General features: G+C 46.3%; 22 protein-coding genes and 1 pseudogene. 15 read left to right on the forward strand and 8 right to left on the reverse strand.

Features of this window, described 5'->3' with window-relative positions; all coding sequences use genetic code 11:
- Nucleotides 1-11 precede the first annotated feature (11 nt).
- The 3 genes from A596_RS08060 (at nt 12) to A596_RS08070 (ending at nt 4,306) form a co-directional block, all read left to right on the forward strand.
- Nucleotides 12-1,175 (forward strand): MalY/PatB family protein, encoded by a 1,164-nt coding sequence (locus A596_RS08060; protein WP_039913609.1) that lies wholly within the window; start codon nt 12-14, stop codon nt 1,173-1,175.
- A gap of 194 nt (nt 1,176-1,369) precedes the next feature.
- Complete coding sequence (locus A596_RS08065; RefSeq protein ID WP_039913611.1) at nt 1,370-2,200, forward strand: hypothetical protein; 831 nt, start codon at nt 1,370-1,372, stop codon at nt 2,198-2,200.
- Nucleotides 2,201-2,383: 183 nt separating this feature from the next.
- Complete coding sequence (locus tag A596_RS08070) at nt 2,384-4,306, forward strand: methyl-accepting chemotaxis protein (protein WP_039913612.1); 1,923 nt, start codon at nt 2,384-2,386, stop codon at nt 4,304-4,306.
- Between the two features lie 59 nt (nt 4,307-4,365).
- Here the strand turns inward: A596_RS08070 and A596_RS08075 are convergent, their stop codons facing one another.
- Nucleotides 4,366-5,235 carry a hypothetical protein gene (locus A596_RS08075; RefSeq protein WP_039913613.1) on the reverse strand — a complete coding sequence of 290 codons (870 nt, stop codon included), beginning with the start codon at nt 5,233-5,235 and terminating at the stop codon, nt 4,366-4,368.
- Nucleotides 5,236-5,417: 182 nt separating this feature from the next.
- Between A596_RS08075 and rimO the strand changes: the two genes are divergently transcribed.
- The 8 genes and pseudogenes from rimO (at nt 5,418) to A596_RS08115 (ending at nt 15,338) form a co-directional block, all read left to right on the forward strand.
- On the forward strand, nt 5,418-6,821 hold the full coding sequence (gene rimO, locus A596_RS08080) for a 30S ribosomal protein S12 methylthiotransferase RimO (RefSeq protein ID WP_039913615.1): 1,404 nt from the start codon (nt 5,418-5,420) through the stop codon (nt 6,819-6,821).
- Nucleotides 6,822-6,930: 109 nt separating this feature from the next.
- Nucleotides 6,931-7,188: a GNAT family N-acetyltransferase gene (locus A596_RS08085; protein WP_039913616.1), complete on the forward strand. Its 258-nt coding sequence runs from the start codon at nt 6,931-6,933 to the stop codon at nt 7,186-7,188.
- Nucleotides 7,189-7,209: 21 nt separating this feature from the next.
- The gene (locus A596_RS08090) at nt 7,210-7,686 is read left to right on the forward strand and encodes a pilin (protein WP_052417337.1); all 477 of its coding nucleotides are present in this window, start codon (nt 7,210-7,212) and stop codon (nt 7,684-7,686) included.
- A gap of 58 nt (nt 7,687-7,744) precedes the next feature.
- Nucleotides 7,745-8,608 (forward strand): annotated as a pseudogene (gene apbC, locus A596_RS08095) (iron-sulfur cluster carrier protein ApbC); the annotation flags it as partial.
- 80 nt (nt 8,609-8,688) lie between these two features.
- A complete protein-coding gene (locus A596_RS08100; RefSeq protein WP_039913619.1) occupies nt 8,689-10,317 on the forward strand; it encodes a PQQ-dependent sugar dehydrogenase in 1,629 nt (542 codons plus the stop codon).
- 267 nt (nt 10,318-10,584) lie between these two features.
- Nucleotides 10,585-11,680, forward strand: a protein-coding gene (gene prfB / locus A596_RS08105; RefSeq protein ID WP_152600127.1) for a peptide chain release factor 2 whose coding sequence is annotated in 2 segments (ribosomal slippage) — nt 10,585-10,656 and nt 10,658-11,680 — 1,095 coding nt in all. Because the reading frame shifts where the segments join, the coding sequence is not laid out codon by codon here.
- A gap of 67 nt (nt 11,681-11,747) precedes the next feature.
- Nucleotides 11,748-13,250 (forward strand): lysine--tRNA ligase, encoded by a 1,503-nt coding sequence (gene lysS / locus A596_RS08110; protein WP_039913621.1) that lies wholly within the window; start codon nt 11,748-11,750, stop codon nt 13,248-13,250.
- A gap of 435 nt (nt 13,251-13,685) precedes the next feature.
- Nucleotides 13,686-15,338 carry a glycosyl hydrolase family 18 protein gene (locus A596_RS08115; RefSeq protein ID WP_052417338.1) on the forward strand — a complete coding sequence of 551 codons (1,653 nt, stop codon included), beginning with the start codon at nt 13,686-13,688 and terminating at the stop codon, nt 15,336-15,338.
- Nucleotides 15,339-15,419: 81 nt separating this feature from the next.
- Here A596_RS08115 and A596_RS08120 read toward each other — a convergent pair whose 3' ends face one another.
- Together A596_RS08120 and A596_RS08125 are read right to left on the reverse strand one after the other, a co-directional pair.
- Nucleotides 15,420-16,661 (reverse strand): DUF418 domain-containing protein, encoded by a 1,242-nt coding sequence (locus tag A596_RS08120; RefSeq protein WP_052417339.1) that lies wholly within the window; start codon nt 16,659-16,661, stop codon nt 15,420-15,422.
- Nucleotides 16,662-16,757: 96 nt separating this feature from the next.
- On the reverse strand, nt 16,758-17,576 hold the full coding sequence (locus A596_RS08125; RefSeq protein ID WP_039914475.1) for an RluA family pseudouridine synthase: 819 nt from the start codon (nt 17,574-17,576) through the stop codon (nt 16,758-16,760).
- Between the two features lie 52 nt (nt 17,577-17,628).
- Between A596_RS08125 and A596_RS08130 the strand changes: the two genes are divergently transcribed.
- From A596_RS08130 to A596_RS08140, 3 genes are all read left to right on the forward strand, one after another.
- Nucleotides 17,629-18,162, forward strand: a complete 534-nt coding sequence (locus A596_RS08130; RefSeq protein WP_039913622.1) for a YaeQ family protein — start codon at nt 17,629-17,631, stop codon at nt 18,160-18,162.
- A gap of 5 nt (nt 18,163-18,167) precedes the next feature.
- The gene (locus tag A596_RS08135) at nt 18,168-19,049 is read left to right on the forward strand and encodes a thioredoxin family protein (RefSeq protein WP_039913623.1); all 882 of its coding nucleotides are present in this window, start codon (nt 18,168-18,170) and stop codon (nt 19,047-19,049) included.
- Between the two features lie 164 nt (nt 19,050-19,213).
- Complete coding sequence (locus A596_RS08140; RefSeq protein WP_039913624.1) at nt 19,214-20,152, forward strand: hypothetical protein; 939 nt, start codon at nt 19,214-19,216, stop codon at nt 20,150-20,152.
- Nucleotides 20,153-20,189: 37 nt separating this feature from the next.
- Here A596_RS08140 and ylqF read toward each other — a convergent pair whose 3' ends face one another.
- Both ylqF and A596_RS08150 read right to left on the reverse strand, forming a co-directional pair.
- Nucleotides 20,190-21,128 (reverse strand): ribosome biogenesis GTPase YlqF, encoded by a 939-nt coding sequence (gene ylqF / locus A596_RS08145; RefSeq protein WP_039913625.1) that lies wholly within the window; start codon nt 21,126-21,128, stop codon nt 20,190-20,192.
- Nucleotides 21,129-21,178: 50 nt separating this feature from the next.
- Nucleotides 21,179-21,496 (reverse strand): hypothetical protein, encoded by a 318-nt coding sequence (locus tag A596_RS08150; protein ID WP_039913626.1) that lies wholly within the window; start codon nt 21,494-21,496, stop codon nt 21,179-21,181.
- A gap of 127 nt (nt 21,497-21,623) precedes the next feature.
- Between A596_RS08150 and A596_RS08155 the strand changes: the two genes are divergently transcribed.
- Nucleotides 21,624-22,886 (forward strand): sugar efflux transporter, encoded by a 1,263-nt coding sequence (locus A596_RS08155; protein WP_235425649.1) that lies wholly within the window; start codon nt 21,624-21,626, stop codon nt 22,884-22,886.
- Between the two features lie 55 nt (nt 22,887-22,941).
- Here A596_RS08155 and A596_RS08160 read toward each other — a convergent pair whose 3' ends face one another.
- Genes A596_RS08160 through A596_RS08170 form a run of 3 tightly spaced genes read right to left on the reverse strand, consistent with a single transcriptional unit; the run spans nt 22,942 to nt 25,725 of the window.
- Complete coding sequence (locus A596_RS08160; protein ID WP_039913627.1) at nt 22,942-23,643, reverse strand: hypothetical protein; 702 nt, start codon at nt 23,641-23,643, stop codon at nt 22,942-22,944.
- A 55-nt stretch (nt 23,644-23,698) separates the two neighbouring features.
- On the reverse strand, nt 23,699-24,118 hold the full coding sequence (locus A596_RS08165; RefSeq protein ID WP_039913628.1) for a DNA polymerase III subunit chi: 420 nt from the start codon (nt 24,116-24,118) through the stop codon (nt 23,699-23,701).
- Between the two features lie 2 nt (nt 24,119-24,120).
- On the reverse strand, nt 24,121-25,725 hold the full coding sequence (locus A596_RS08170; RefSeq protein WP_084128150.1) for a leucyl aminopeptidase: 1,605 nt from the start codon (nt 25,723-25,725) through the stop codon (nt 24,121-24,123).
- Nucleotides 25,726-25,810 lie beyond the last annotated feature (85 nt).

Consider the following 25,810-nt stretch of genomic DNA (forward strand, 5'->3'; position numbering starts at 1 on the left):
TAGATTTGAATATGACATTTAACTTTGATTTGCCTGTTAATCGCGAAAATACCAATTCAGTAAAATTTGATGGTCGCCAACATTATTTCGGTACGGCGGATGTATCCCCCTTATGGGTCGCGGATATGGATTTTGCTGTGCCGGAATGTGTTACCCGTGTATTGCAACAACGATTGGATCACCCGATATTTGGTTATTCTCTCTATCCTGAATCGCTCTACCAGGCGACTATTGATTGGTTTGCCCGTCGCCACCAATGGCATATTGAACGTGAATGGATTGTGATGGCGCCGGGTGTTGTACCGTCGTTGTTTGCTGCGGTACATGCTTTTGCCCGGGAAGGTGAAGGTGTGATTGTTCAATCGCCTGTTTATTTTCCTTTTTTTTCGGCAGTCACAACGAATAATCGTAAATTACTTAATAATCCTCTTCGCGAAATTAATGGCCGGTATGAAATTGATTTTGATCACCTGGAAATTTGCGCACAACAGGGCGCGCGTTTATTAATGCTGTGTACTCCCCATAACCCTGTGGGGCGAGTGTGGTCAGTTGATGAGTTAAATCAGGTGTTGGCTATTGCTCGCAGGTACAATTTAACGATTCTTTCCGATGACATCCATTGTGATCTGGTTTATCCCGACAGTACTCACACTATGTTAGGCCGCCTGGCACAACCAGGAGATAAAATTGTTACTACTATTGCGCCGAACAAAACATTTAATATTCCCGGATTAGGCTTGTCTGCGTTGGTTATTCCCGACAAAATCCAGCGTGATGCAATGAAAAAAATATTTGAAACATTGCATGTTGGAAATAGTAATCCATTTAGTATTGCTGCCTATGAGGCTGCCTATCGCGGTGGTGAAGCATGGTTGGATGCGCTGCTGCAATATTTAAAAGCAACGCGCGATTTCGCAACGGAATTCATCGCTCGGCAGTTACCAAGAATAAAAATGACAAAGCCTGAGGCTACCTATTTGCTGTGGCTGGATTGCCGTGAGCTGGGTTTCAATGATGCTGCGCTGCGGGATTTTTTTATCCACGAGTGCAAATTGGGTTTGAGTCCCGGCGTAGTATTTGGTGATGGCGGCAGTGGTTTTATGCGAATGAATATAGGCACCACACGCCAATCTATTGAAAATGCATTAACGCGTATAAAAATTCATATGAAATAAAATTGCACACAGAATATTTTTTTATGCATTTAATCTATAGAACTTAACTGCAAATTTTAAGCTCCGTGTAATTGTGAGGGTTTAATAAAGTTGGTGCGGATTTTGATTGTGTTTTTCAAGTGATCATTTGCTTAACGACCTGTAGGTTTATAATCACTAAGCTGAGGTGTTAGCCGGGATGTATGGAGGTCAATATGTTTGAATCAAACAAGCCCACACGCATTGGCGATATTTTGATGGAGCGAGGGCTTATCTCTCGCCCCCAATTACTCCAGGCCCTGGATTTGCAACAGGCCCGGCATTTGTTGCGCGGTGCCGATGCGCCTGAGGGATGGCACAATGAGATTGGTGAAATCCTGATTGAATTGGGTTTTATTACCCGCGACCAACTGAAAAAAAATCTCGCTCGCCAAAGTCGCATGCGCAAAACCACGCTGGCATTTACCCTGGTGGCTCCCTTGTTTACGATGGCCTGTGGCGGCGGCGGGGGAGCAAATGCATCTACCCCGGTAGCGCCCGTTTCCAATGCGGTTTCTTCCAGCGTTGTAATACAACCTTCTTCGTCGAAGCAACCGGAATCTGCCCAGTCATCCCCCTTATCCAAGTCATCAGCACCGCCCCAATCCCCTGCTTCAAAGTCATCTTCAAGCTCACCAAAACAGCAGACGCCGTCATCTGTTTCATCGACGCCAACGAGCTCGACAAAGTCTTCCGCAAAATCATCAGCGGTGGCGAAAACGTCAGGCGCTTCATCATCGGTTAGTGTTCAAGGGCCGGTAGTGTTGTATTGGGCGGTTCCGAGCCGGCGTGAAAATGGCGCAGTGTTGGATATTAATGAGATTAGTGGCTATCAGGTTCGCTATAAGTTGCGCAATAAAGTTGATTTTACCTACGTTAATATTCCCAGCGGTTTTACTGACACTTATTATTTTGATTACCTTAAAGGTGATTACGAATTCCAGATTGCTGCTATTGATGTAAATGGAACTTATAGCCGGTTTGTACCGATTAATCCTGCCCATTGATTGTTCCGAGGCAGTAAATAATCTCATCTTGTTCTGAACAAAAATTTTTTAATTTGTTTTTTGCATCCTCAATTTATATTTTTCTTCGATGTGGCGCTTGGTTAGTAAATTGATTCGCACCAGCTAAACTCCTTTTATCTCTGATTTACACACTTTTGCAGTCGGCATTGTCGGGGTGCTGCCATGTCCATTACCAAAAAATTTATGTTTGCACTTGGCGCAATTTTATTGGCCGGGATTTTTCTGTGTGCCGTGAGTATTTATTTCCTGGAACGAAAATCTATCCAGGCCAATGCAAATGCTGAAAGTGAACGGATCAGCACTGAGGCATTGCATTTGCTGGGGGTTATAGATTCAGTTATGTCCGAGCGCGTAAAAAATAGTATGGCGTTGCTGCGTGAATTGGGTGGACAAATAGGTAGTGCGCGCCAGGGGGAAAGGGTGAAGGTTGGTGATCGTGATGTGCCTGATTTGTTGCTAGGTGATACTGCAATCGCTAATCAATTTACCCTTGTCGATAAAGTCACCGCCATTATGGGCGGAACAGCAACTATTTTTTCCAAAGATGGGGCTGACTACGTACGCATATCTACCAATGTCATGACTCCTGAGGGCCGGGCAACAGGTACGGTGCTGGCGCCGCAGGGGGCAGCAATAAAGCAGATCCAGCAAAATAAAGCTTTCTATGGCCTGGTTGATATTTTGGGTAGCCCGTATTTGACCGGTTACGAACCTATTCACGATGTAAGTGGCAATGTGATCGGGGTCTGGTATGTGGGTTACAAAGCGGACTTACAGGAATTATTTACGGCGATTGAAAAAAGCCGGGTGCTGGAAAATGGTTTTGTTGCGATAAGGGATGATCTTGGTGCAACCCGTATTCACTCTACCAATATGGAAACTGCAGAGGTAGATCGCATTATTAATTCCCGCGATCCTCAATGGCAATTAAATTCTACCCGCTTTAGTGCCTGGAATTATGAAATTATTACAGCGTATTCGCGCGCCGAAATTTCCGCGTTGGTATTTGCTTCGTCAGCGCTTACATCGTTGCTGGTATTGTTGGCCGGTTTGATAATCCTGGTAATTGTTTATCTATTGATTCAATGGGTGATTGTGCGGCCACTGCATCAAACCATTCAGCGATTGCGTGATATTGTGAGTGGTGAAGGTGATTTGACCCAACGCTTCAGATCTGGTGGAAATGATGAATTGGCGGAGCTCGCGAACGGTGTTGATGATTTGATGGACAGATTACAGGGCACCGTCAATTCGATTGCAAAATCTACGGAAGAATTATTTTTGTCGGCATCGCAATTAAAATTAATTGCAACCCAGTCTTCACAATCTGTCACTAGGCAAAGCCAGGATATCAATAGCATCGCCAGTGCTATCTATGAAATGAGTAATGCTGCGCAACAGGTGGCAGACCATGCTGATAACGTTGCGCAAGCTGCCACAAAAGCCCAGCAGGATGCGGAGCGGGGTTATACCAATCTACATGCGACCATCGCTTCTACCCAGGCGCTTGCCGCCAATATAGAACAGGCGGCCAAAGGTATTGATGCATTGGCGGGAGCCAGTAATGAAATTGGTGCAGTGCTAAATGTAATTCGTTCGATTGCAGAGCAAACCAATCTGCTTGCGTTAAATGCCGCTATTGAGGCCGCGCGCGCCGGTGAGCAAGGGCGCGGTTTTGCTGTAGTGGCTGATGAGGTTCGCTCATTGGCAAGCCGCACCCAAACTTCAACGGAAGAGGTGGATAAAATGGTAAAACGATTCCAGACAAACTCGGTGCAGGCATTTGAAAAAATGCGTGTGGCGGAAGACCAGGCTCACGCTAATGTGAGTGCGGCGGGCGATTCAGGGCATTCAATCCAGCAAGTGCTTTCGGCGGTTTCCGAATTGGGTCATTTGAATCGGGAGATTTCAGCATCCGTACATGAACAAAGCCATGTGGCCGAAGATATTAATAACAACATCACGCGCATCAATAATAACAGTGATGAAAACCATCAACGGGTACAGGAGACATTGCTTGCCTCGGAACGGGTCGCTCGTATCACCGGTGAAATACAACGGCAGTTAGCGAACTATAAAACCTGAATAGAAAAATCCGGGTATGCAGCCGGATTTTTTAATTGAAGAATAAATTAAACAAAAAATTAATTACAGAATGTTGGATTGTATTGATAAATGAATTGGGTTTTTGTCACTGAGCTGGTTGAGTTCCAGCTGCTTAAGGTTTGTATTGCATCAAAGGATTGTTTGGCCCGGTTAACAACGGCTTTGGTGTAATCTGCGCTGGGGTCTTCGTATTTGAATGACACTTCTACCACCACTGGCTTTTGCGAGCCGCTTGGCACACTGCTGTACCACAGGGTTACGCTTACTTCAGCATCAATAGAACCCAAGTCGATAATTCCACCGTCATAAACCCGCTCATAAATTGATAAGTTTCCTACCAGCGATAATGTGGTTGAGTCAGCAATCCCGTAATTGGTATCAAAGCCGGGAAAGTGCACATTAATATCTTCGAAATTATTAATAGTGCGCGTATTAGGGGATGTTGTTGAGTGTCCGTAAACGATATTGAATGCGGTGCCGCTTTTGCTGCCGATATCGGCTTCGAGTTTTGTCTTTGCCTGGTTGCTGGATGCAGATAAATCTTCAAAGTCGGCAATATAGGAATCCGGGCTGCGGAATTTCAGGGTAACTTCGGACTGACCGTTTTCAATGCGATCGCGGAAAATGTAACCCAGGTCATCCAGCAAGCAGCTGCCGGCAGTATCGTAAAATTTTACAGTGCGGGTTTTATCCAATGTCAAACTGCCGGAAACGTCACGCGCAATAGCTGACTCTACGGCTCCGGTAAAGCTTGCGAAATAATCTGCGACTTTGGTGGATTCTGTAGCCGAGGTAAACAGGGCAGGGTTTAACAGCAATTTGTATTCGCGGGTGGTCACATCCGGATTGGCCATTACAGCCGCAGGCAAGGTAAAAATACTGGCAAAGAGGAGCGGGATTTTTTTCATGGATGATCCTTTCGGGTTAACAATGAGGAGCTCCGAACCTAGCATTCCTGTATGACAATTCCCTGAAAGCCGTATGACGGTTTAGTGATGCGGGTTTTTATAACCATCTACTACATGCAAAACGCTCGCTAAACCCCTACAATAGCCGCCTTTTTTCTGTCCCCCGGACTTCATGAGCCTTTATGACCGTAAATTCCTTTGATCCAAGCCAAACCACTACCCTGGATACCCCTGCCAAAACCCTGGCCAGTCAGGTGCAATCCGGTGGCAATAAAGGAAATACCATTGGTTTTGTGTCGCTTGGCTGCCCCAAGAATCTGGTGGATTCCGAGCGCATCCTCACCCAGTTGCGCACGGAGGGTTACAACATTGTGCCCACCTATAACGATGCTGATATGGTGATTGTAAATACCTGTGGTTTTATCGACAGCGCTGTGCAGGAGTCACTGGGTGCTATCGGTGAAGCGTTGGCGGAAAACGGTAAGGTGCTGGTCACCGGGTGTTTGGGGGCAAAAAAAGACGAAATCATTCAGGTTCATCCCAATGTATTGGGAATCACCGGCGCGCATGCGTATGAAGAGGTGTTGTCACAAGTTCACCAGCATTTGCCGCCCAAGCCACAGCACAATCCATTCACTGATTTGGTGCCGCCGCAAGGCATCAAACTGACTCCACGCCATTATGCGTATTTAAAAATATCGGAAGGCTGCAACCACTCTTGCAGTTTCTGCATTATCCCGGATATGCGTGGCAAACTGGTGAGTCGCCCCATCGGGCAAGTAATGGGTGAGGCGGAGCGCCTGGTAAAAGCCGGTGTAAAGGAGTTGCTGGTTATTTCACAAGATACTTCCGCCTACGGTGTCGATATTAAACACCGTACCGATTTCTGGGATGGTCGCCCGCTAAAAACTGACATGTATCAACTTGCCGCTGCCTTGGGTGAATTGGGTGTCTGGGTGCGCTTGCATTATGTTTACCCATATCCGCACGTGGATAACATTATTCCGCTGATGGCGCAGGGCAAAGTGTTGCCTTATCTGGATATTCCTTTTCAGCACGCCAGTCCCACCTTGTTGCGCAAAATGCGTCGCCCGGGTCAGGTAGAAAAAACATTGGAACGTATCAAAAACTGGCGCGAGCAAGTGCCAAACCTCACCATTCGTTCTACGTTCATTGTGGGCTTTCCGGGCGAAACGGAAGAGGATTTTCAGGAGTTGCTGAATTTCCTGGAAGAAGCACAACTGGACCGCGTTGGCTGTTTCCAATATTCACCGGTTGATGGTGCCAAGGCCAATGATTTGCCAAATCCAGTACCTGATGACATCAAGCAAGAGCGCTATGATCGCTTCATGCAATTACAACAGCGAATTTCGACTGAACGTTTGAAACGTAAAGTGGGTCAAACCTTACAAGTATTGATTGATGAAGTCGATGAAGAAGGTGCAATTGGCCGCTGTTTTGCGGATGCACCTGAAATCGACGGTTGTGTTTATTTAAATGGCGAAGAAGATGTAAAACCGGGTGATCTTGTGAATGTATTGATTGAGCATTCGGATGAATATGACCTTTGGGGTTCGAAGGTTTAAATAGTCCCGAAAAAATCCCCTGTTCGCCACAAGTGACAGGGGATTTTTTTTATGGGTTATAGTAATTTTTTATGGGCTATAGTAATTCAAATTGGTTCTGGAGCTTGTTATGGCTGAAGTCCAGCATTTACCCGGACAGCACAAATTTGTGATTCAACAGGATGGTGAAGAGGACGCAGTACTTGCGTATCGCCTATCCACGCAAGGCGATAAAGCTTCAGTGGATTTTTACAGCACCTATGTTCCACCCGCGTTGCGCGGTAAAGGCCTTGCGGAGAAATTAGTGTACTGCGGATTAAAATGGGCAAAGGAGCAGGGCTTTCACATTGAAGCCAGCTGCTGGTATGTAGCGAAATTTATTCGCTAACAGTAATCAAGGATTATGTCTATGCCAATGCGAGGTTTTACTTTAATTGAAGTACTGGTAGTCATGGCGATTATTGCCATTCTCGCACTGTTGGCTTTGCCATCGCCTGATCCCGCAATCGCTCGCAAACAGGTTATTGAATCGATCGACCTGATCGAGGACTACAAAAAGTTGGTTGCCTTTTATCATAAAAGTGCACAGGTTTTTTTGAAAAATAACCAGGAAGCGGGCATTCCTGCTGCGGATAAAATCTTAGGCAATTATATTGACCGTGTGGAGATGGAAAATGGTGCTTTTCATTTGCATTTTGGCAATAAGGCTCATCCTTCCATAAAAAATAAAACACTGACTATCCAACCGATTGTCGTTACCGGCTCACCGCAAAGCCCGATCTCCTGGATTTGCGGCAGGGCAGTTGCACCTGATGGGATGCAAGCTGTGGGTGAAAATAGAACGACTATAGAAATAAAAGATTTGCCCTTGAATTGCAGAATATAAATACGTCAGTTTTTCGCACGTTTTTTTGTTAAAGTACCCGCCATAATTTTTGGTAAAGGTTGTATGTATGGCAATGTCTCATAGTGCTGTTTCTCCCCAGTCAATTCCCCAGGTTAAAAATATCATTGCGGTGGCGTCGGGCAAGGGCGGCGTAGGTAAATCTACCACGGCGGTAAACCTTGCCTTGGCGCTCGCTGCGGAAGGTGCGCGCGTTGGTATTCTCGATGCGGATATTTACGGCCCCAGCCAGCCACATATGTTGGGTATAGGCCAGCGCCGCCCGGAGATCGTTGGTGAGCCAGGCAAGCAACAAATGGTGCCGTTACAAGCGTATGGAATCCAGTCTATCTCTATGGGTTATCTTGTTACCGAAGAAACACCCATGCTATGGCGCGGCCCTATGGCGACAGGAGCACTGCAACAATTATTGATGCAAACTCGTTGGGATAATCTGGATTATCTGGTTATCGACATGCCTCCAGGCACTGGCGATATTCAAATCACGCTCGCGCAAAAGGTGCCGGTAACGGGAGCGGTGATTGTGACTACACCGCAAGACATTGCATTGCTCGATGCGAAAAAAGGCATTGAAATGTTTCGCAAAGTGAATGTGCCGGTATTTGGTGTTGTAGAAAATATGGCGATCCATATTTGCTCTAATTGTGGCCATGAAGAGCACATTTTCGGTGCCGGTGGTGGCGAACGTATTGCACGGGATTACCACACTGAATTGCTGGGCTCTTTGCCGTTGGATTTATCGATCCGCGCGGATGCTGATGCGGGTAAACCTTCTGTTGCTGCCAACCCGGATTCTGCCATTAGTCAGCGTTACCGCGATATCGCACGCAAATTAATTGCCAATGTGGACGTTCATAATGCGCAGGCAACTGGTTTTCCCGATATAGAAATAGCGGATGATTGATAGCAATTTAATTGTGATTCATCAATAGCCCGATTTGCTGGTCGAATCGGGCTTTTTGTTACTGGGAATACAGGATTTTTATGCGCCTTCTGCACGCATTATTGATGGTAATTAGCTGGCTAATATATTGTCCTTTGATAGCTACTGCGGGAACCTATCAAACACTAAAAGAAAATTGCGATGGCTTTCCACAATTGCCGGTTGTGAGTGTGGAGGGGACTTGCGTTGGATTAGTGATACAACGCACAGGGCAACCGCTTTTAAAAATGCCGCGCAGTTTGCTCCAAACGGAAGACAATAAATTATTGATTGTTGATATGGGAGCATGGGTAAGCAAGCGTGGGCAGTTACTTGCATTGGATTATAAAAAAACAAATACTCCGCTTAAGGTTTTGCTATCACAATTAAACCTGCCGCATAAAATTTTGTTTGGTCCAAAGGGAAAGATTTATATTGCGGAGGCTAATCGTATCCAGCGTTTCGAGTGGAAAGATGGTGCGATATCCAATTTGCAAACAGTGATCGATGATCTTCCTTACCACATTGAATATTTGCATCCACTTAAGAATTTTATTTTTGATGCGCAAGGAAATTTATTGGTTAATATTGGTAGTTCATCTGATCATTGTGAAAAGAAGGTCTCGTTAACGGATTGTATAAACGGTGCCGAGGCCAGTATTCGTCGCTATAACTACAATAAGGAAACCGACAGTTTTTCAAAAGACTATGAGGTGGTTGCTCGAGGCTTGCGTAACTCAATGGCGTTGGCGATCCATAGTTCCGGGACTTTTTTACAAGCCGAAAACAGCCTGGATTTTCCCGATGCCAATGAGCCATATGAAGAATTAAATATTATTCAACCGAATAAGTTTTATGGCTGGCCGGTGTGTTACAACCGAAATGTGGGTATTGATGGAAATGATTGTCGTGAAGCTGGTTACCAGCAGCCATGGACTTTATTGCCACCTCACGTAGCACCCTTGGATATGCTTTATTATCAGCACACTAAATTACCCCAATTGACGAACACATTGTTAATGAGTTGGCACGGTTACCGTGTGGCTGGTAATCGTTTGGTAGCTTATGAGATTGATGGACAGGGCCGCCCGACATTACAACAACAGGCTTATTTCTGGCGCGCACCAGATCAGCCTGGTGGGAAATATACGCAGCATTTAATGCAACCCAAAGGCGGGTTTGGCAATGAAAGTAATTCAAGCGAACGGGTCGCGCAACACCAGGAAATTATTTCGCAGTGGCATCCTTTACCTGATACCAGGCCCGAAGGTGCGCCAGTTGGTTTAACCCAGGCTAACGACGGCAGCGTGTTTATTGTAGATGATCGCAATGCGGCAATCTTACGTTTATCCAATGGTAGAGCCTATAGTCCGCAACAATCTTCATTAGCGCCTGCGCGTGGCGTATCAGTAAAATCATTAAAGCCACCGCAAAAAGTAAATACACTTCTGCAACAACGCTGCGCTCATTGCCATGCCGAGCTAGTCAAAGGCCCAGCACAATTATTAAACCCTAATCACTGGTTGCAGCGCGTTGATAGTGAATATACCTTGTTGGAGCAGCGTGTATTTATGGATAAAGTCCGCCCCATGCCAGCAGATGGACAACTGACGTCCGCTGAAAAAATAATATTAAAAAATTGGCTGGATACTATCAGGAAGGCAGCTGCTTTCCCTCAGCGCAATAATTGATCATATATGTGGCGTCATAACTGCATTTGCGCGTAAGCTTGTGGCGCATTATCGGTACAGCGCCTCGTTTACGTTGGCGGAAAGCCGGATCGTTCGAGTTTTTGCTGTCGCCGGTGCGGCGCGATCTGTGACTGAGGGGAGGTGAGTACGATTAGCCGGGTAAAAGGGATTGCAGCGATTTGGCCTGAGTCCCCATCTCATGTAGAATGCGCGCCTCGCTTTTTCTGCCTGTTTCAGGCCTAAACCAAGACTGAATTGCGCCTAATCATGGAAATTAATCCCTTATTACTTGCCCTGAAAGACCTGACCGACCGCACCAATGTGCTTAGGGGGTATCTTTGACTACGATCTTAAAAAAGAGCGTTTAGCAGAAGTTGAACTCGATCTCGGTGAACCTTCCGTGTGGGAGAATCCTGAGCGCGCCCAAGCGTTAGGCCGCGAACGTTCATCATTGGAGATGGTGGTAAAAACCATCGACGATCTGGACAATGGTGTGCGCGATTCCCGTGAATTGCTGGACATGGCCGTAGAAGAAGATGACGAGTCCATGGTGGCGGATGTGCAGGCCGAACTGGAGCGTCTGGATAAACAATTGGGTGTGCTGGAGTTCCGCCGTATGTTTTCCGGAGAGACCGATGCAAACAATGCCTACCTGGATATCCAATCCGGCTCCGGCGGCACCGAGGCCCAGGATTGGGCCGAAATGGTTTTGCGGATGTATTTGCGCTGGGGCGAAGCCAAAGGCTTCAAGGTCACCCTCGAGGAAGTATCGGCTGGTGATGTGGCCGGTATCAAAAGCGCGACCATTTATTTTGAAGGCGAATATGCATTTGGTTGGTTGCGAACCGAAACCGGTGTGCATCGATTAGTGCGTAAATCGCCGTTTGATTCCGGTAATCGTCGTCACACGTCATTCTGTTCAGTCTTTGTGTCCCCCGAGATTGATGACAATATTGAAATTGAAATTAATCCCGCTGATTTGCGTATTGATACTTATCGCGCGAGTGGTGCTGGTGGCCAGCACATCAACAAAACTGATTCTGCGGTACGTATTACCCACATTCCCACCAATATTGTTGTGCAATGCCAAAACGAGCGTTCGCAACATGCCAACCGCGATAAAGCCTACAAAATGCTCCGTGCAAAAATGTACGAACAGGAAATGCAAAAGCGCAACGCGGAAAAACAGGCGATGGAAGATAATAAATCCGATATCGGTTGGGGTAGCCAGATTCGCTCTTACGTATTGGACGACTCGCGGATTAAAGATTTACGTACAGGCGTCCAGACTTCCAACACCCAGGCGGTTCTGGACGGTGATCTTGATCAATTTATTGTTGAAAGCCTCAAAGCCGGTTTGTAATTTATTTTTGTTGGGTCAATCCTTAATTTTTCAGTCCTAAACCTTTTAGTAGATATCAGTGAAGACTATGAGCAACGAAATCAACTCAGCACAGCCAGATGCACAAGCACATGATGAAAATAAATTAATCGCGGAGCGCCGCCAGAAGCTGTCTACAATTCGTGAGAAGGGTAATGCATTCCCGAATGATTTCCGTCGCGGTGACAAGAGTGTTGATTTGCAGGCGCAATTCGGTGAAAAGACCAAAGAAGAATTGGAAGCGCTGAATCATGTTGTGAGTGTTGCTGGCCGTATCATGGCAAAACGTGGCCCTTTCATGGTTGTGCAAGATGGTGAGGGTTCAATCCAGTTGTATGCTGATAAAGCTGCACAGGAAGTAATTAAAGATAAATGGGGCTTGTGGGACATTGGCGATATCGTCGGTGTAAAAGGCGCATTGCACAAATCGGGTAAAGGTGATCTGTACGTCAACCTGGAAGAGTATCAATTGCTCACCAAATCCTTGCGTCCGCTGCCGGATAAATATCATGGCCTGAGCGACCAGGAAATTCGTTATCGCCAACGCTATGTGGATTTAATTGTAAATCCGGAAGTACGCGATACCTTTCGTTTGCGTTCGCAGTGCATCAGTTTTATTCGCAATTACATGATTGGTTCCGGCTTTATGGAAGTAGAAACACCAATGCTGCATGTCATTCCTGGTGGCGCATCAGCCAAGCCATTTATTACTCACCATAATGCTTTGGATATGGATATGTTCCTGCGTATTGCACCGGAACTTTATTTGAAGCGTTTGGTGGTCGGTGGTTTTGAGCGTGTATTTGAAATTAATCGCAACTTCCGCAACGAAGGCGTTTCAACCCGTCACAATCCTGAATTCACCATGATGGAATTTTATCAAGCCTATGCTGATTACAAAGACTTGATGGATTTGACTGAAGATTTACTGCGTAAGTTGTGCCTTGAAGTTACCGGCGGCACCGTATTGAAATATCAAACCAGTGAATATGATTTCGGTAAACCCTTTGCTCGTTTGTCGGTATTTGATTCTGTGTTGCAATACAACCCGCAAATTACTCGCGAGCAATTAAGCACTATTGAAGGTGCAACCAAAGCCGCTAAAGATTTGGGTATTGAAGTAAAAGATTCCTATGGCCTTGGCAAAATCCATATCGAAATTTTTGAAGAGACTGTTGAGCATAAACTCGATCAACCAACTTTCATCACCGAATATCCAATCGAAGTATCGCCATTGGCGCGCCGCAACGATGAAAATCCGGCAGTGACGGATCGCTTTGAATTCTTTATCGGCGGCCGCGAATTAGCGAATGGCTTCTCCGAATTGAACGATGCTGAAGATCAAGCTGAACGTTTCATGCAGCAAGTGCGTGAAAAAGACGCGGGTGATGATGAAGCAATGCATTACGATGCAGATTTCGTGCGGGCATTGGAGTACGGTTTGCCGCCAACAGCAGGTGAGGGTATAGGTATTGATCGTTTGATTATGTTGTTTGCCAATGCACCATCGATTCGTGATGTATTGTTGTTTCCTCATATGAGACCTGAATAACATTTCGCGAGTGTGAGCAAAAATAGCGCCTGTTTGGCGCTATTTTTTTATGCGCGCACTATTAAAGTGACACTTGGGATAAATCGAAGGTGATAGTTTTGTGCATATTCTTCTCGTGTGTGCAAAATAATGTGCCAATGCTCATTTCATTATCAAAAGGCTTGCATTGAGTAAAAGATGAACTTATTCTCTCTGCCTGTCGCTTGTCCTGAAGTATGTTTGTCCTCCCGCCTGTACCAAATTTTCCCTGAAGTTAAAGTGTTGTAATTGTTTTCGGGGATTTAGTGCTTGCAAATGACAACGTTGACAATCGCTGCCCGGCGAGTATTTAAAGGATCATCCACATGCAAATACCAGCGACGGTGAGAGAGTTTGCTGCTATTCGCCACACACCCATTTCCTTAACTAATGATAATGAAAGGATAGGTAACTTCGATGAAGAAAATAATTTCACTGGGAGCGCTGCTTGGCGTATCCCTGTTATCAACAGAAGTATTTGCAGTAAATTGCACTGGCTTGCCACAATGGAACAGCGCCAGTGTTTATACCCAGGGAACCAAGGTGCAGCATAATAATCGCGGTTACACCGCTGCTTATTGGACACAAAATAATAATCCAACAAACTTTTCCGGCCCGTGGCAGCAGTGGGTTGATAATGGTGCGTGTGATAGCGTGAGCTCAAGCACCCCAAGTTCAGTTGCACCGGGCAGCTCATCTCGTCCTAGCTCCAGTTCGGTTGCACCGAGCAGCACTCCCTCATCCAGCTCCGTATCATCTGTAAGCTCCAATGGTGGTGTGTGTGCAAGTTATGTCGCCGGAAACAGTTATAGTCTTGGTGCGGTAGTCACTAATGCTGGCGGTGTTTACACCTGTACGGTCCCGGGCTGGTGTTCATCAACCGCGACCTGGGCCTATGCGCCAGGCACAGGAACTTATTGGCAACAAGCCTGGAGTGTTGGTGGTAACTGTGCTGGTGTTAGTTCATCCAGCGTAGCAACATCGCGCTCAAGCTCTTCAGTGCCTAGCAGTATTCCTTCGTCTTCGTCTCGCTCAAGTGCTTCTTCTATCAGCAGTGTCTCTTCTTTCAGCAGCAGTTCAGTAGCTCCAAGTGGTAATGAATTGGTTGGTTATTGGGAAAACTGGCATTGGCCATTAGAGGAAATGACGACAATTCCGAACTACACCGTGTTGAATATTTCTTTCCCGAGAATTAATGCGGACGGTTCGATTTTCCTGGGTAACGAAGGTGGGTATCAAAATAACCCGACCGCACAACAGATTGCTGCTGCAAAAGCGCAAGGCAAAAAAGTGTTGTTGTCGATTGGTGGTGCTAATGCAACCTTCGTTCTGAATAACCAAACCCAAGAAGATAATTTTGTAAATTCATTCATTGCGATTAAAGATCAATTTGGTTTGGATGGTATTGATATTGATACCGAAAAAGGTCTGCATACCAATCCAAACGCGCAAATTAATCTGACCAGCCCTCAATATTCAGCGGATTACCTGGCTCGTGCGATTAAGCGTTTGAAGGCACGTTATGGCTCAAGCTTCTTGTTGACCATGGCTCCGGAGACTGCACATACCATTGGTGCAAACCTGGCAGGTAACTGGTTGGGCCAATACAACTGGGGCGTGTATTTGCCATTGATTAATGCACTGCGTGATGACATCAGCTGGATTCAAATGCAGTACTACAACACTGGCTCAATGCCTGGTAAAAATGGCCAGTTCTACAACTCGGCTACACAAGATGGTTTGGTTGCCTGGACTGAAGCATTAATTGAAGGCTTCCAAATCGGTAGTACCGGTGTAAGTTATCTCGGTTTGCCGTCCAATAAAATCATCATCGGTTTACCGGCATCTTCTGCACCAACGGCAGCGGGTAGCGGTTACACCAACCCGACAGTAGTGAAGGCTGCTGTGCGTTGCTTGCGTTCCGGTGATTGCGGCAGCGGTTACAAACCTGCCAAAACTTATCCGGATTTGCGCGGACTGATGGCGTGGTCTACCTATGAGGATTATTTGACTGGCTATGCATTCTCTAATGCTGTTAGAGCATGTGCGCTGAACAATCAATGTAACTAACTAACTAACTAAATAAGTAAGTTATTTGATCAATGAAAATCCCCGTCGATCCCATCGGCGGGGATTTTTTTTGGTAAAAATTTATTCCATTGTTAATCGCGGGGGCACTGACCTCACCAGGGGTTTCCATTTTAAATCAGTTGCTGATCGCCATAACCATTCTATCGGACCGTAACTGAAATAGGTTAGCCACCAACGACAAACAAAAATTTGTAACGCAAAAATCGCAATGCACAGGAGCGCGTTTTGCGCGGGACTTGTTACGGTAAATAAACCGAAGCCAATATTAAAGAATAAAAATACACCGATAATCGATTGGCTTAGATAAACACTCAGTGCCATTTTCCCCACACTAGCCAATGGTGTTAATCGAGTTTCCCATTTGGGCTTTAGCATTAGCAGGCTAATACCAGTGATATAAACCAGCGTAAGGCTGGCATTGAAAAACTCCAGGATAAATCCACCGAGCCATCCTGCAACCGGTGTTTCCTGAAAATCTATCTTCAATAAAAGTGTACTTAAGCCAAGGATAATTCCGGCAAGTAATGCAATAGTTAATATCCAGCTACTTTTTTTCAAAACCTGTTTAAAAAGTATTTGATGCTGGTCGATACTGGCAAACCAACGCATGCGCCCGGCAAGCATTCCCAACAAAAAGAATCCAAAAGTAATAAGGCCTCGCCCGCTGTTGATTTGGTAATTTAATTTTTCAGTTATGGCATGAATGTTGTGCTGGATTATGTGGGCAAGGTTGCCATTTTTTATTACGTCATAATAAGCCGCGCCAGCGACTTTATTATCTTCCTGAATTAACTGCAGTTGGTCGCGAAAAATAATTGAAATTAATTCCGCGCATTTCGTAGGAATGTTTAATGCCAGCAACGAGCCTACAACCAATAGGGTTTTGTTGCTTAAATTGCGACAAAACAGCAACAAAAATCCGAGTGGAACGTAAATCGATAAAATATCAGCGCGCCAGAAAATATGGTGCAGCACACCTATGATGCCAAGTATCGCCAGCCGCCAGCCAAAGCGCAGGACAACAGACTGGTGGCGTTTTTCCAGCTTATCTATCTGGATATAAAAACTTAAACCAAACAGGAATGAAAAAATGGCAAAGAATTTACTGATGATAAAAATCATGTAAATTCCTATCGCAATGCCGCTGCCTGCATCTTTGTAAAGTTGATAGGTTGCTTCCGGTAGCGGGCCACCGGCGTACCAAAAAATCATATGCGCATAGAGAATTCCAAACAGTGCAAATCCTCTGAGTACATCCAGAGTGACAATCCGCTCGGATCCTGGATTAAACGGCAGGCTCATAAATAATCCTTTAATCTGGTGAGTAAGTGATAACGTTATTTTTATATGGGATGCAACAATCCACACAGTAGGTTCGACAACCTTTATATTTTTGTGCTAACAGTTTTGCAAATGCAATTCCCGGGGAAGTTCTAAACAAATTTGTTGTTTACTAATAGGGCAGCGAAACGCCAGTTTATACGCAAGCAGCTGTAGCGGTGTTTTGCTGGCGGTGCCGTAAATCCTGTCTCCAATAATCGGGTGGCCAATCCCTGATAAATGACGGCGGATTTGATGTTTACGACCTGTTTCAATTAATACTTCTACCAATGTCGTTAAATGGTCATCGCTGGTTGCTAGTGTATTGACGATACTGACAGATTCTTTTCCATCCAGAGGCTGGTCAATTCGCAAATTATTGGCGATCAATTCGCCGATTATTCGTGCCTGATAATATTTGTTCAAATCGCGCGATTGGAATAATTGTGAAAGCAGGGCAGCTGCTTGTGAATCATGGGCAATCATCATCAACCCTGCAGCATCTGCATCTAATCGGTGGATAAGAAAACATTCGCGATTGCGTTCAAGCTCAACCCAGCGCAATAAACTGCAATGATCTCCCCATTGTGATCCCTGCGCTAACATCCCGTGAGGTTTATACCAGATGCTGTAGCGCCGCTGGTCAGCCATCAATTGGCCTGCAGGCGGGATGCGGGCAAGTACTTGTTCGTCGTAATAGAGTTGCACGCGTGTGCCTTTGGGTAAATCTTTAGTGGCGCGGCGCAAGCGTACCTGCTTGCCCTTGAAGGTCCACCAGCATGCACCTTTATTCATTGCATCCTTGATGCGCGCCTTGGGTAAGCCGGTTTTTTCGGCGAGAAAATCTACCGCGGTTTGCGTAGAAGTCGTGGTTGTAAAATCAAAAGTGCTTGGCATTTTGGTAAACTGCGATCCCATTTGAAAAGCTGACTAGTAGCGCGAGGCATTTGTGGCCGAAAAAGCAACAATTTATAAAGCAAACCTGACCCTGTCGGATATGGATCGCAATGTCTATGGCGATTTCAATTTGACTATCGCCTTGCATCCATCCGAAACCGTCGAGCGCATGATGGTGCGCATTCTAGCCTTTTGTTATCGCGCTGCGGAGAATTTAGCCTTTACCAAAGGGCTTTCTTCCATGGAGGAGCCGGATTTATGGCTCAAGCACGATAACGGCACTATTTTGGAATGGATTGAAGTAGGGCAGCCCGCACCCGATCGCTTGAAGAAAGCGTCTGGCCAATCGCAAGCTGTAAAAGTATTTAGTTATGGGCGTGGAATGGATGTCTGGTGGAAAAGTAATGCTGCTGCGATTCGCGCCTTACCCAAAGTGGAAATTCATTCTTTTGCTGCCGATGAATTGCAACAATTGGTTTCGCTTGCAGATAAAACCATGAACCTTACGGTGACCATTACCGAAACGATTGCCTATATTTCGTCGGCCACTGAAAACCTCACTATTCATTTGCGCGAGATGGAGTAACGATCATGATAAACAATGCAAATGCCCAGCAAGCTTTTATTGTTGATATCACGCTGGAAAATGCCCAGCAGTATTTAATTGAAGAATCTTTCCAACGCCCGGTAGTTATTGATTTCTGGGCAGATTGGTGTGCGCCGTGTAAAAATTTAATGCCGATTCTGGAGCAGCTTGCCAATGAATATGCCGGTGCATTTTTATTGGCAAAAGTAAATGCAGATGACCCGCAGACACAAATGATCAGTGCGCAATTTGGTGTGCGCAGTTTGCCAACGGTAATGATTATGAAGGACGGGCAGCCAGTAGATGGTTTTGCCGGCGCATTACCGGAAGTGCAAGTGCGTGAAGTCCTGGCCAAATATTTGCCGAAACCCTGGGAGGCACCCTTGGCCCAGGCTAACGCATTTATTGCAGAGAATAATTTTACCGATGCGCTGCCATTGTTGCGCAAGGCTTACGAAGTTTCTGGCGAGTTGCCATCCATTAATTTGCTGATCGCGCAATGTTACCTTGAGTTGAATCGCATCGATAATGCAGAAGTAATTTTATCTACGATCAAAATGGCTGATCAGGATGCGCTTTACGAACAATTGCAATCGCGCATTGAACTAATGAAGCAGGCTGCAAAAACTCCCGAGCTGGTCGCGCTGGAAGCTGCGCATTTACAAACACCTGATGATTTGCAAATACGTTACGAACTGGCGTTGCAATATCATCAAGAAGCCCAGCATCGCCAGGCATTGGACCACTTGCTATATGTCTTACGTAAAGACCGCAACTTTGCTGAAGGAGAGGCTCGTAAAACCTTTAATGGCATTCTTACTGCGCTGGGAAAGGGCGATCCGCTGGCGATTGAGTTTCAACGCAAGTTATTTACGTTGCTTTACTAGGTTTTACCCCGCAGTAAATGGTCGATGGAACTAAAAGCCGTTACACTGCCAGGGTATGTAAAAACGGGTGAGTTCATTAAGCCCGTTGCAACCATTTGCCTAAGGGCAATTCAGTTTTCCTGGTGCCTGCCAAAGGCGCCGGTGCCAGAGGGCCAAGATCCACAATGTATAAACGCTATTCCCTGATTGCACTCCTGAGCCTTTGCGTGGCCTTCGTGGGATGTGGCAAAGACAATCAGGACCTGTCTGAACTTCCTGCATTTTGCAAACAGGAAAAGGGGAAGTTATATCTAAAGCAGGGTTCCCTGCGCATGGAAATCATGCCGGATGTAGCCGGTAGAGTCTCTTCGTTGAAATATGATGGGCATGAAATCCTGGTGCCTATTGTCGATTTTGACAAGAATACCGATTGGGGCACCGTGCTCTGGTCCAGCCCGCAAGCCGAATGGCAGTGGCCGCCAATTGATGTGCTGGATAGCAAGCCGTATAAGCTCAGCGTGAAGGGCGACCGCGTTACGCTCACCAGTGAAATAGATCCGAAAACCGGTTACCAATTCAGCAAGACCTACATGCCCGCCGGCGAAGATCGCATTGCAGTCACCTACCGGATATTTAATCATTCAAAGCACGAAAAAAGCGTTGCGCCGCTGGAGGTAACGCGTTTGCCTTCATCGGGAACTTTATTTTATCCGCGCGGTGATACTGACCCTATCAGCGGAATTTTTTATCCGCTCGATGTACAAACCATTGATGAATTAACCTGGTTTGACTACGACAAGAAAAAAATTCGTACGGATCACCACAAAATTATGCAGGACGGAAAAGAAGGCTGGGTTGCCTACATCGACAAAGGTTATTTGTTGATGAAAGAATTTGTGGATAATCCGCCTTCTGCGATTGCTGAAGGTGAGCGTGAAATAGAAATATTTGCTCACGTAGAGCACGTTTTTATTGAAATGAAACAGCAGGGTGCTGCAGTCAACCTGAATACTGGCGAGCATTTGGAGTGGACAGTGATCTGGCATGTGAAAAAACTGCCGGATGAATTAGTGCGGAATCCTGAGCCGCATGCGTTGGCTGATTTTGCGCGCAGCCTGTTATAAGTTGGATTAATGAATTTGAATTAAAAAAAATCGCCGTTTAGCGGCGATTTTTTTTAGTTTTAAGTTTGCGAACCCGATCAGCTTCTTCTTTCTCCATGCGCTTTTTTTCATCGTCAGCTTTGGCCCGGGCAACTTCCTCTTGCGTCATTTCCGGTGTTTCCCAACTAATCTGCCCAAGTAACCCTGAGCGCAATTCGTTAATTAATAATGACGATACTTTCTGGATTTCCACGCCGCCGCCTTTGCGGGTGCAGCCGCGCTTAATGCCGATTGCCTCCAATAACTCAAGGTCGGTTTCTGGTAATTCGGTTAACCCGTAACGTGCTTTTATGGCATCAGGATAGGCTTTTAATAAGTATTCTGCAGCGTAAAGTGCGATATCGGCATAATCAAAAACGGTGTCTTTAATTGCACCGGTAATCGCCAGGCGATAACCACAAGACGGTGGTGATAACTTGGGCCATAAAAATCCGGGTGTGTCAGTTAGCAAGATTCCGTTTTCCAATTTTATTTTTTGCTGCGCTTTAGTTACGCCGGCCTCATTGCCGGTTTTGGCGATAACGCGGCCGGCGAGGGTATTGATAATGGTGGATTTACCCACATTGGGAATCCCCATAATCATCGCTCGCGCAGGACGAACTTCTTTCTGGCGTTCACTTACCAGATTCATACAGACACTTAATAAATTACGAATTTGATCCGGGCGTTGCTGGCTGACGGGCAGGGCTTTCACGCCTTTCTCCGTTTCCATTTTTTCTATCCACAAAGCAGTAATTTGGGGATCGGCAAGATCGGCTTTGTTGAGCAATTTGATTAAGGGAGTATCGCCACGCAAGCTGGGAACCAGCGGGTTTTCGCTGGAAAAGGGTATACGTGCATCGATCACTTCAATAACCACATCCACGTGGGGCATGACTTCCGCAATTTCTTTGCGGGCCTTGTGCATATGGCCGGGGAACCAGTTAATTGTTGACATGGAATACCTGAAAGCAAAATCAGTAAATGAAGCGGGAATTAATAGCGCAATTAAAATGAATCGAGCTTTTCACCGGTATCAAAGTGATGGAGCAGCAGACATTCATCATCACTTTCACCTTCGCAAATCACCACGCAAAAAGGGGCAAGTTTCGGGGCGTAATCTGCATCGGCAAAGAGCGGGTGCTGCAATTCTTGCCATAGTTGCGCGGGGAATTCGGTAAAGAAATTGAAACTTAGGAATAGTTTCCCTTTCTCCTCAATAGCGTCCACCTCGGGTGACCGTATCGGGCGCACCCGGCGCAAAAATTCCTCCCGATCAAACTCCCGGGCTAGTTTGGGCTGGATCTGAAAACTGATGCAATGCATGGCAAATCTCGCAGGTTTGCTGTAATGGCGGGAATTATACGCAATGACGCCGCTCCAGGTTGCTAATTCTGCGCGTTAAGAAGATTAAACGCTGCTTTTACCATAGGGAAAGAAACCGGTTTCAGCTATGATGCGTGCCGGGTATTCCAGTCAAACTTTTCGTCATCCTGTGGCGGTCATTATTGTGTCTTCTCCTTTATTTCGGCCTCTGGCGCTAGGCATTTATGCGCTTTTCTTTACTGCTGGACTGGTGGGGGCCCTGGTATTGCCAACACTCAGTTTGTTTTTGGCCAAGGAGATTGGTGTGCGCCCATTGTTGGTGGGTGGTGCCTTTGCAGGAGTGGCGATGGCAGGTATTGTTTACAACCATTTCATCGGGCACTGGTCAGACAAACTAGCTGATCGCCGCCCCCTGATTGCCTCCTTTTGCCTGTTGGGCAGTGTTTCCTGTTTGATATTTGCGTTCTCGCGTAATTATTGGCTGGTAGCTTTTACGGCAATATTTTTACTCAGCCTTTCCATGGTGTCTTTTTCACAGATTATGGCTTACAGCCTGGATTATGCAGAAGCAGAAATTCCGGTAGACCGTATTCCTTTATTTAATGCAATTATGCGTGCGCAAATCGCCTTTGCCTGGGTAGCAGGCCCACCGGCAGGTTTTTTATTGGCGACCCATTTCGGCTTTGATGTGGGTTATGGAATCGCCGCGTTGCTTTATATTTTGCTCGCCATTGCTACCTTCCAATTGTTGCCGCGTTTACCGGCGAAACCAAAAAAACTGAATGAATCAGGTGAACAGGTTGCTGTAGCTCCTTTGTCATCAGCAATTAAATATTCTTTAATTATTTGTGCGCTGGGTTTTTCACTTCTATGGGGCGCTAACAATGCCTATCTCATTAGCTTGCCTATTCACCTTAAAGATAATTTGAATCTGGATGCGCAGTGGATGGGATGGGTGATGGGAACTACTGCTGCACTGGAAGTTCCTTTTATGTTGTTAGCTGGCCATTACGCCAGTCGCTTTCGTTTAATCACTTTAATTCGCTGCGCTGGTATTGCCGCATTGATTTTGTATGTCGGTGTTTATTTTGCCGATCAGCTTTGGCACTTGTTTGCGTTGCAGATTTGCAACGCAATTTTTATTGGTGTGCTTGCCGGTTTGGGGGTATCAGTAATCCAGGATTTAATGCCAGGGCGTTCCGGCGCTGCATCGGGGCTTTATACCAATACGACGCATATCGGTAATTTACTGAGTAGTTTAATGGTGGGGGTTGTCGCAGATTATTTTGGGTATCACCAGGTTTTTTTGGCAAATATCCTGTTGGTTATTGTCGCTATTTGGGCATTCGGAAAAGTGAAAACTTCGCGGGAAATCGCTGCAACGGGCTGATTGCAGCATCAGCATTCCCAACTGATGAATTATTGTTTTTAGGAATCATTGAACATCAATCCTCATCCTCATTGAGGAGCTTTTCCAAATCATCAACGCTCATTGCAAATAACCGATGCCGCAATTCGCTTTCGATTTGCGGCATCATACTTTTAATTACCTCATCAACCAGATGCTGGCGTGGGTGATTGATTTTGTGTGCAACATTTTTGGTCGCGTTGAGAATCTTTTTGGCAGTTTCGTATTCGAATAACGGTGGTGGATTATTTCCGTGCAAGCGCTCGCGAATATGCTGCGGTAAAAAAGGATTCTCTCCGGACGCTTTTGCCAATGGGCGAGAAGTTTGTAGTGGGTTAGTTTGTAAAAGATTGGATTGTAACGGATTGGATTGTAGCGGATTAGTGTGTAGAAAATTGTTTTGGGGCTGAGTGGTGTGTAATGGATTGGCTGGTTGCTGTTGAGCGGGGGCATTCAAATGCGATGCAACGCCATGCCGTTTGTTCTCTGTTTCTGTGGTGTGGGGAGCGGCGTTGCCAGTCCGCGCGGATTCCTCAAATAATGAAGCTTGTCCAGGCAAAACGGATTCGTGACTGGTATAAGGGGACGCGCGCAAGGTCGGTTGCTGTTGATAAACAGGCTCTTCAGCAGCGAATTCTGTTTCCTGCAGAATTGGAATGTCATCCTCTTCCAGTAGTAGTCCTTTAATTGATTCGAGCTCCTGCAAAATTTCGGCTTTGGTTTTATTTGTATTGGCCATGATATTTACAAGTATCCGGTTTCTGGGTTTTCTGGCAGCTATAAATTTCCAGATTCTATAATTTTCTTGTTTCTATAGGGTAGCCGCGGCTTTTATAAAAGCTGTAGCGTTCACGGCTGGTCGCCAGCATTTGTTGTTCCTGGATCACAACCTCACTCACTCGTTCGAAACGGCTGAACCATACGGGAATAGTGTTGCTCAAGTTAAGCAATAAACCCTGGTGATCGCCAGCTTGATCCCCAAATGTGATTTCAACAGGCGCCGGTTTGCCACCATTGATAAGTTGGTGGGGAACAAAGCTTTCCGGTTTGAAAGTCCACAGCAATTCATCCAGTTTGCGCGCGTCTGCTTCGGAGTCGACAGCAATTAATACGCGCATTCCCATACGTTGCACTTTTTCTGCCAGCTTACATGCAAACAACCAGCGAGCTTCGCTGGTTGTTTCGGGTAGAACATAAAAATCAACTTTAGTCACAATTAGGCCTGATTCAATAAATATTGCACAAGCAGCGGAACCGGACGGCCAGTTGCGCCTTTGGCACCACCGGAGCGCCATGCGGTACCGGCGATATCCAAATGCGCCCAGGCGAATTTTTTGGCGAAACGTGACAGGAAACAAGCGGCCGTTACACTGCCGGCCTCACGACCGCCAATGTTGGCGATATCGGCGAAATTGCTATCCAGTTGCTTTTGGTAGTCATCCCACAATGGCAGTTGCCATGCGCGATCCGCACTTTCTTCACCTGCTTTCAGGAGCGATTTGGCGAGATCGTCATTATTGCTAAATAATCCCGTCGCGTGGTTGCCGAGGGCAATTACACACGCACCGGTCAAGGTCGCAATATCCACTACCGCTTTGGGCTTGAAGCGCTCGGTGTAGGTGAGGGCATCGCACAGCACCAAACGACCTTCGGCATCCGTGTTCAGAATCTCAATGGTCAGGCCGGCCATGGAGGTCACAATATCGCCGGGTTTAGTGGCAGCGCCACTCGGCATATTTTCTGTGGTGGCGATAACACCAACCACATTAATCGGCAGTTGTAATTCAACCAGGGTGCGGAAACTGCCCAACACACTGGCCGCGCCGCACATGTCGTATTTCATTTCGTCCATCGCTGGCCCGGGTTTCAGGCTGATACCGCCGGTATCAAAGGTAATACCTTTGCCAACGAGGGCAACGGGTGCGTCTTTTTTATTACCGCCTTTATATTCGAGCACAATGAGCTTGGCAGGCTGTTCACTGCCGGCCGCTACTGAAAGGAAAGAACCCATGCCCAATTCTTTCATTTGTTTTTCTTCCAGCACATCAACGCTGAGCTTGGCCTGGCCTTTAGCTAGCAGTTTGGCTTGTTCCGCCAGATAAGTCGGGGTACAGATATTGCCCGGTAAATCGCCCAGGTTGCGCGCCAGGTTAACGCCTTTGGCGATTGCTTGCCCCAGAATCAGACCTTTGGTTGCATTGGGAACCTGATCTTTCGCGGTACCTAAAACCACTTTTTTCAGTTGCAGGCTGATTTCAGCAGGTTTGCTTTTCAGTGAGTCAGCACGGTATTCCAGTTGGCCCAGGTTTTCGGCAATTTGACGGGCCTGCCAGTTGATATCCTGATCCGTTACGGTGATTTCACCCAATGCAATAGTCACATCTGAACTGGGTGTTGGTTTTAGCGCTTCGCTGATTTTTTGCACGGCGCGACGATAATTCTCTACGCTAACGCTGCCATCTTTAAGCCCGCCAAAGCCCAATATTAACAATCGTTCCGCAGCGATGCCTTGTGGATTGAGTAATAAAATACTTTGTCCGGCTTTACCTTGAAAACCTTCGCGCTTTAATAGCGCCGTTAATTGGTGTGCGTCAGCGGCATCAATGCTGCTTGCGCTGGGTGATAATTTAAGCCCTTCATAGGCTGCGACCACCAGCGCATTGGTAGCATGTTTTACCGGGTCGATGACTTTTGCGGAAAACTGGATGCTGGCAGGTTTTGCGGCGGCGGTATTTTTTGGGGTGGTGGATTTCTTGCTGGAGGTTTTTGCGTCACTGGTTTTCTTGACGGTTTTTTTAGCGGGTGCGGAAGCTGAGGTCATAAAAAGTCCCTGGTTTAGGCAAAGGATAATTCGCTCAAGACAAATCGGGCGTTGTGCGTGATAATGCCACAATTTTTAGCGACTA

Source organism: Cellvibrio mixtus subsp. mixtus J3-8 (assembly GCF_000766945.1).
Classification (GTDB): domain Bacteria; phylum Pseudomonadota; class Gammaproteobacteria; order Pseudomonadales; family Cellvibrionaceae; genus Cellvibrio; species Cellvibrio mixtus_A.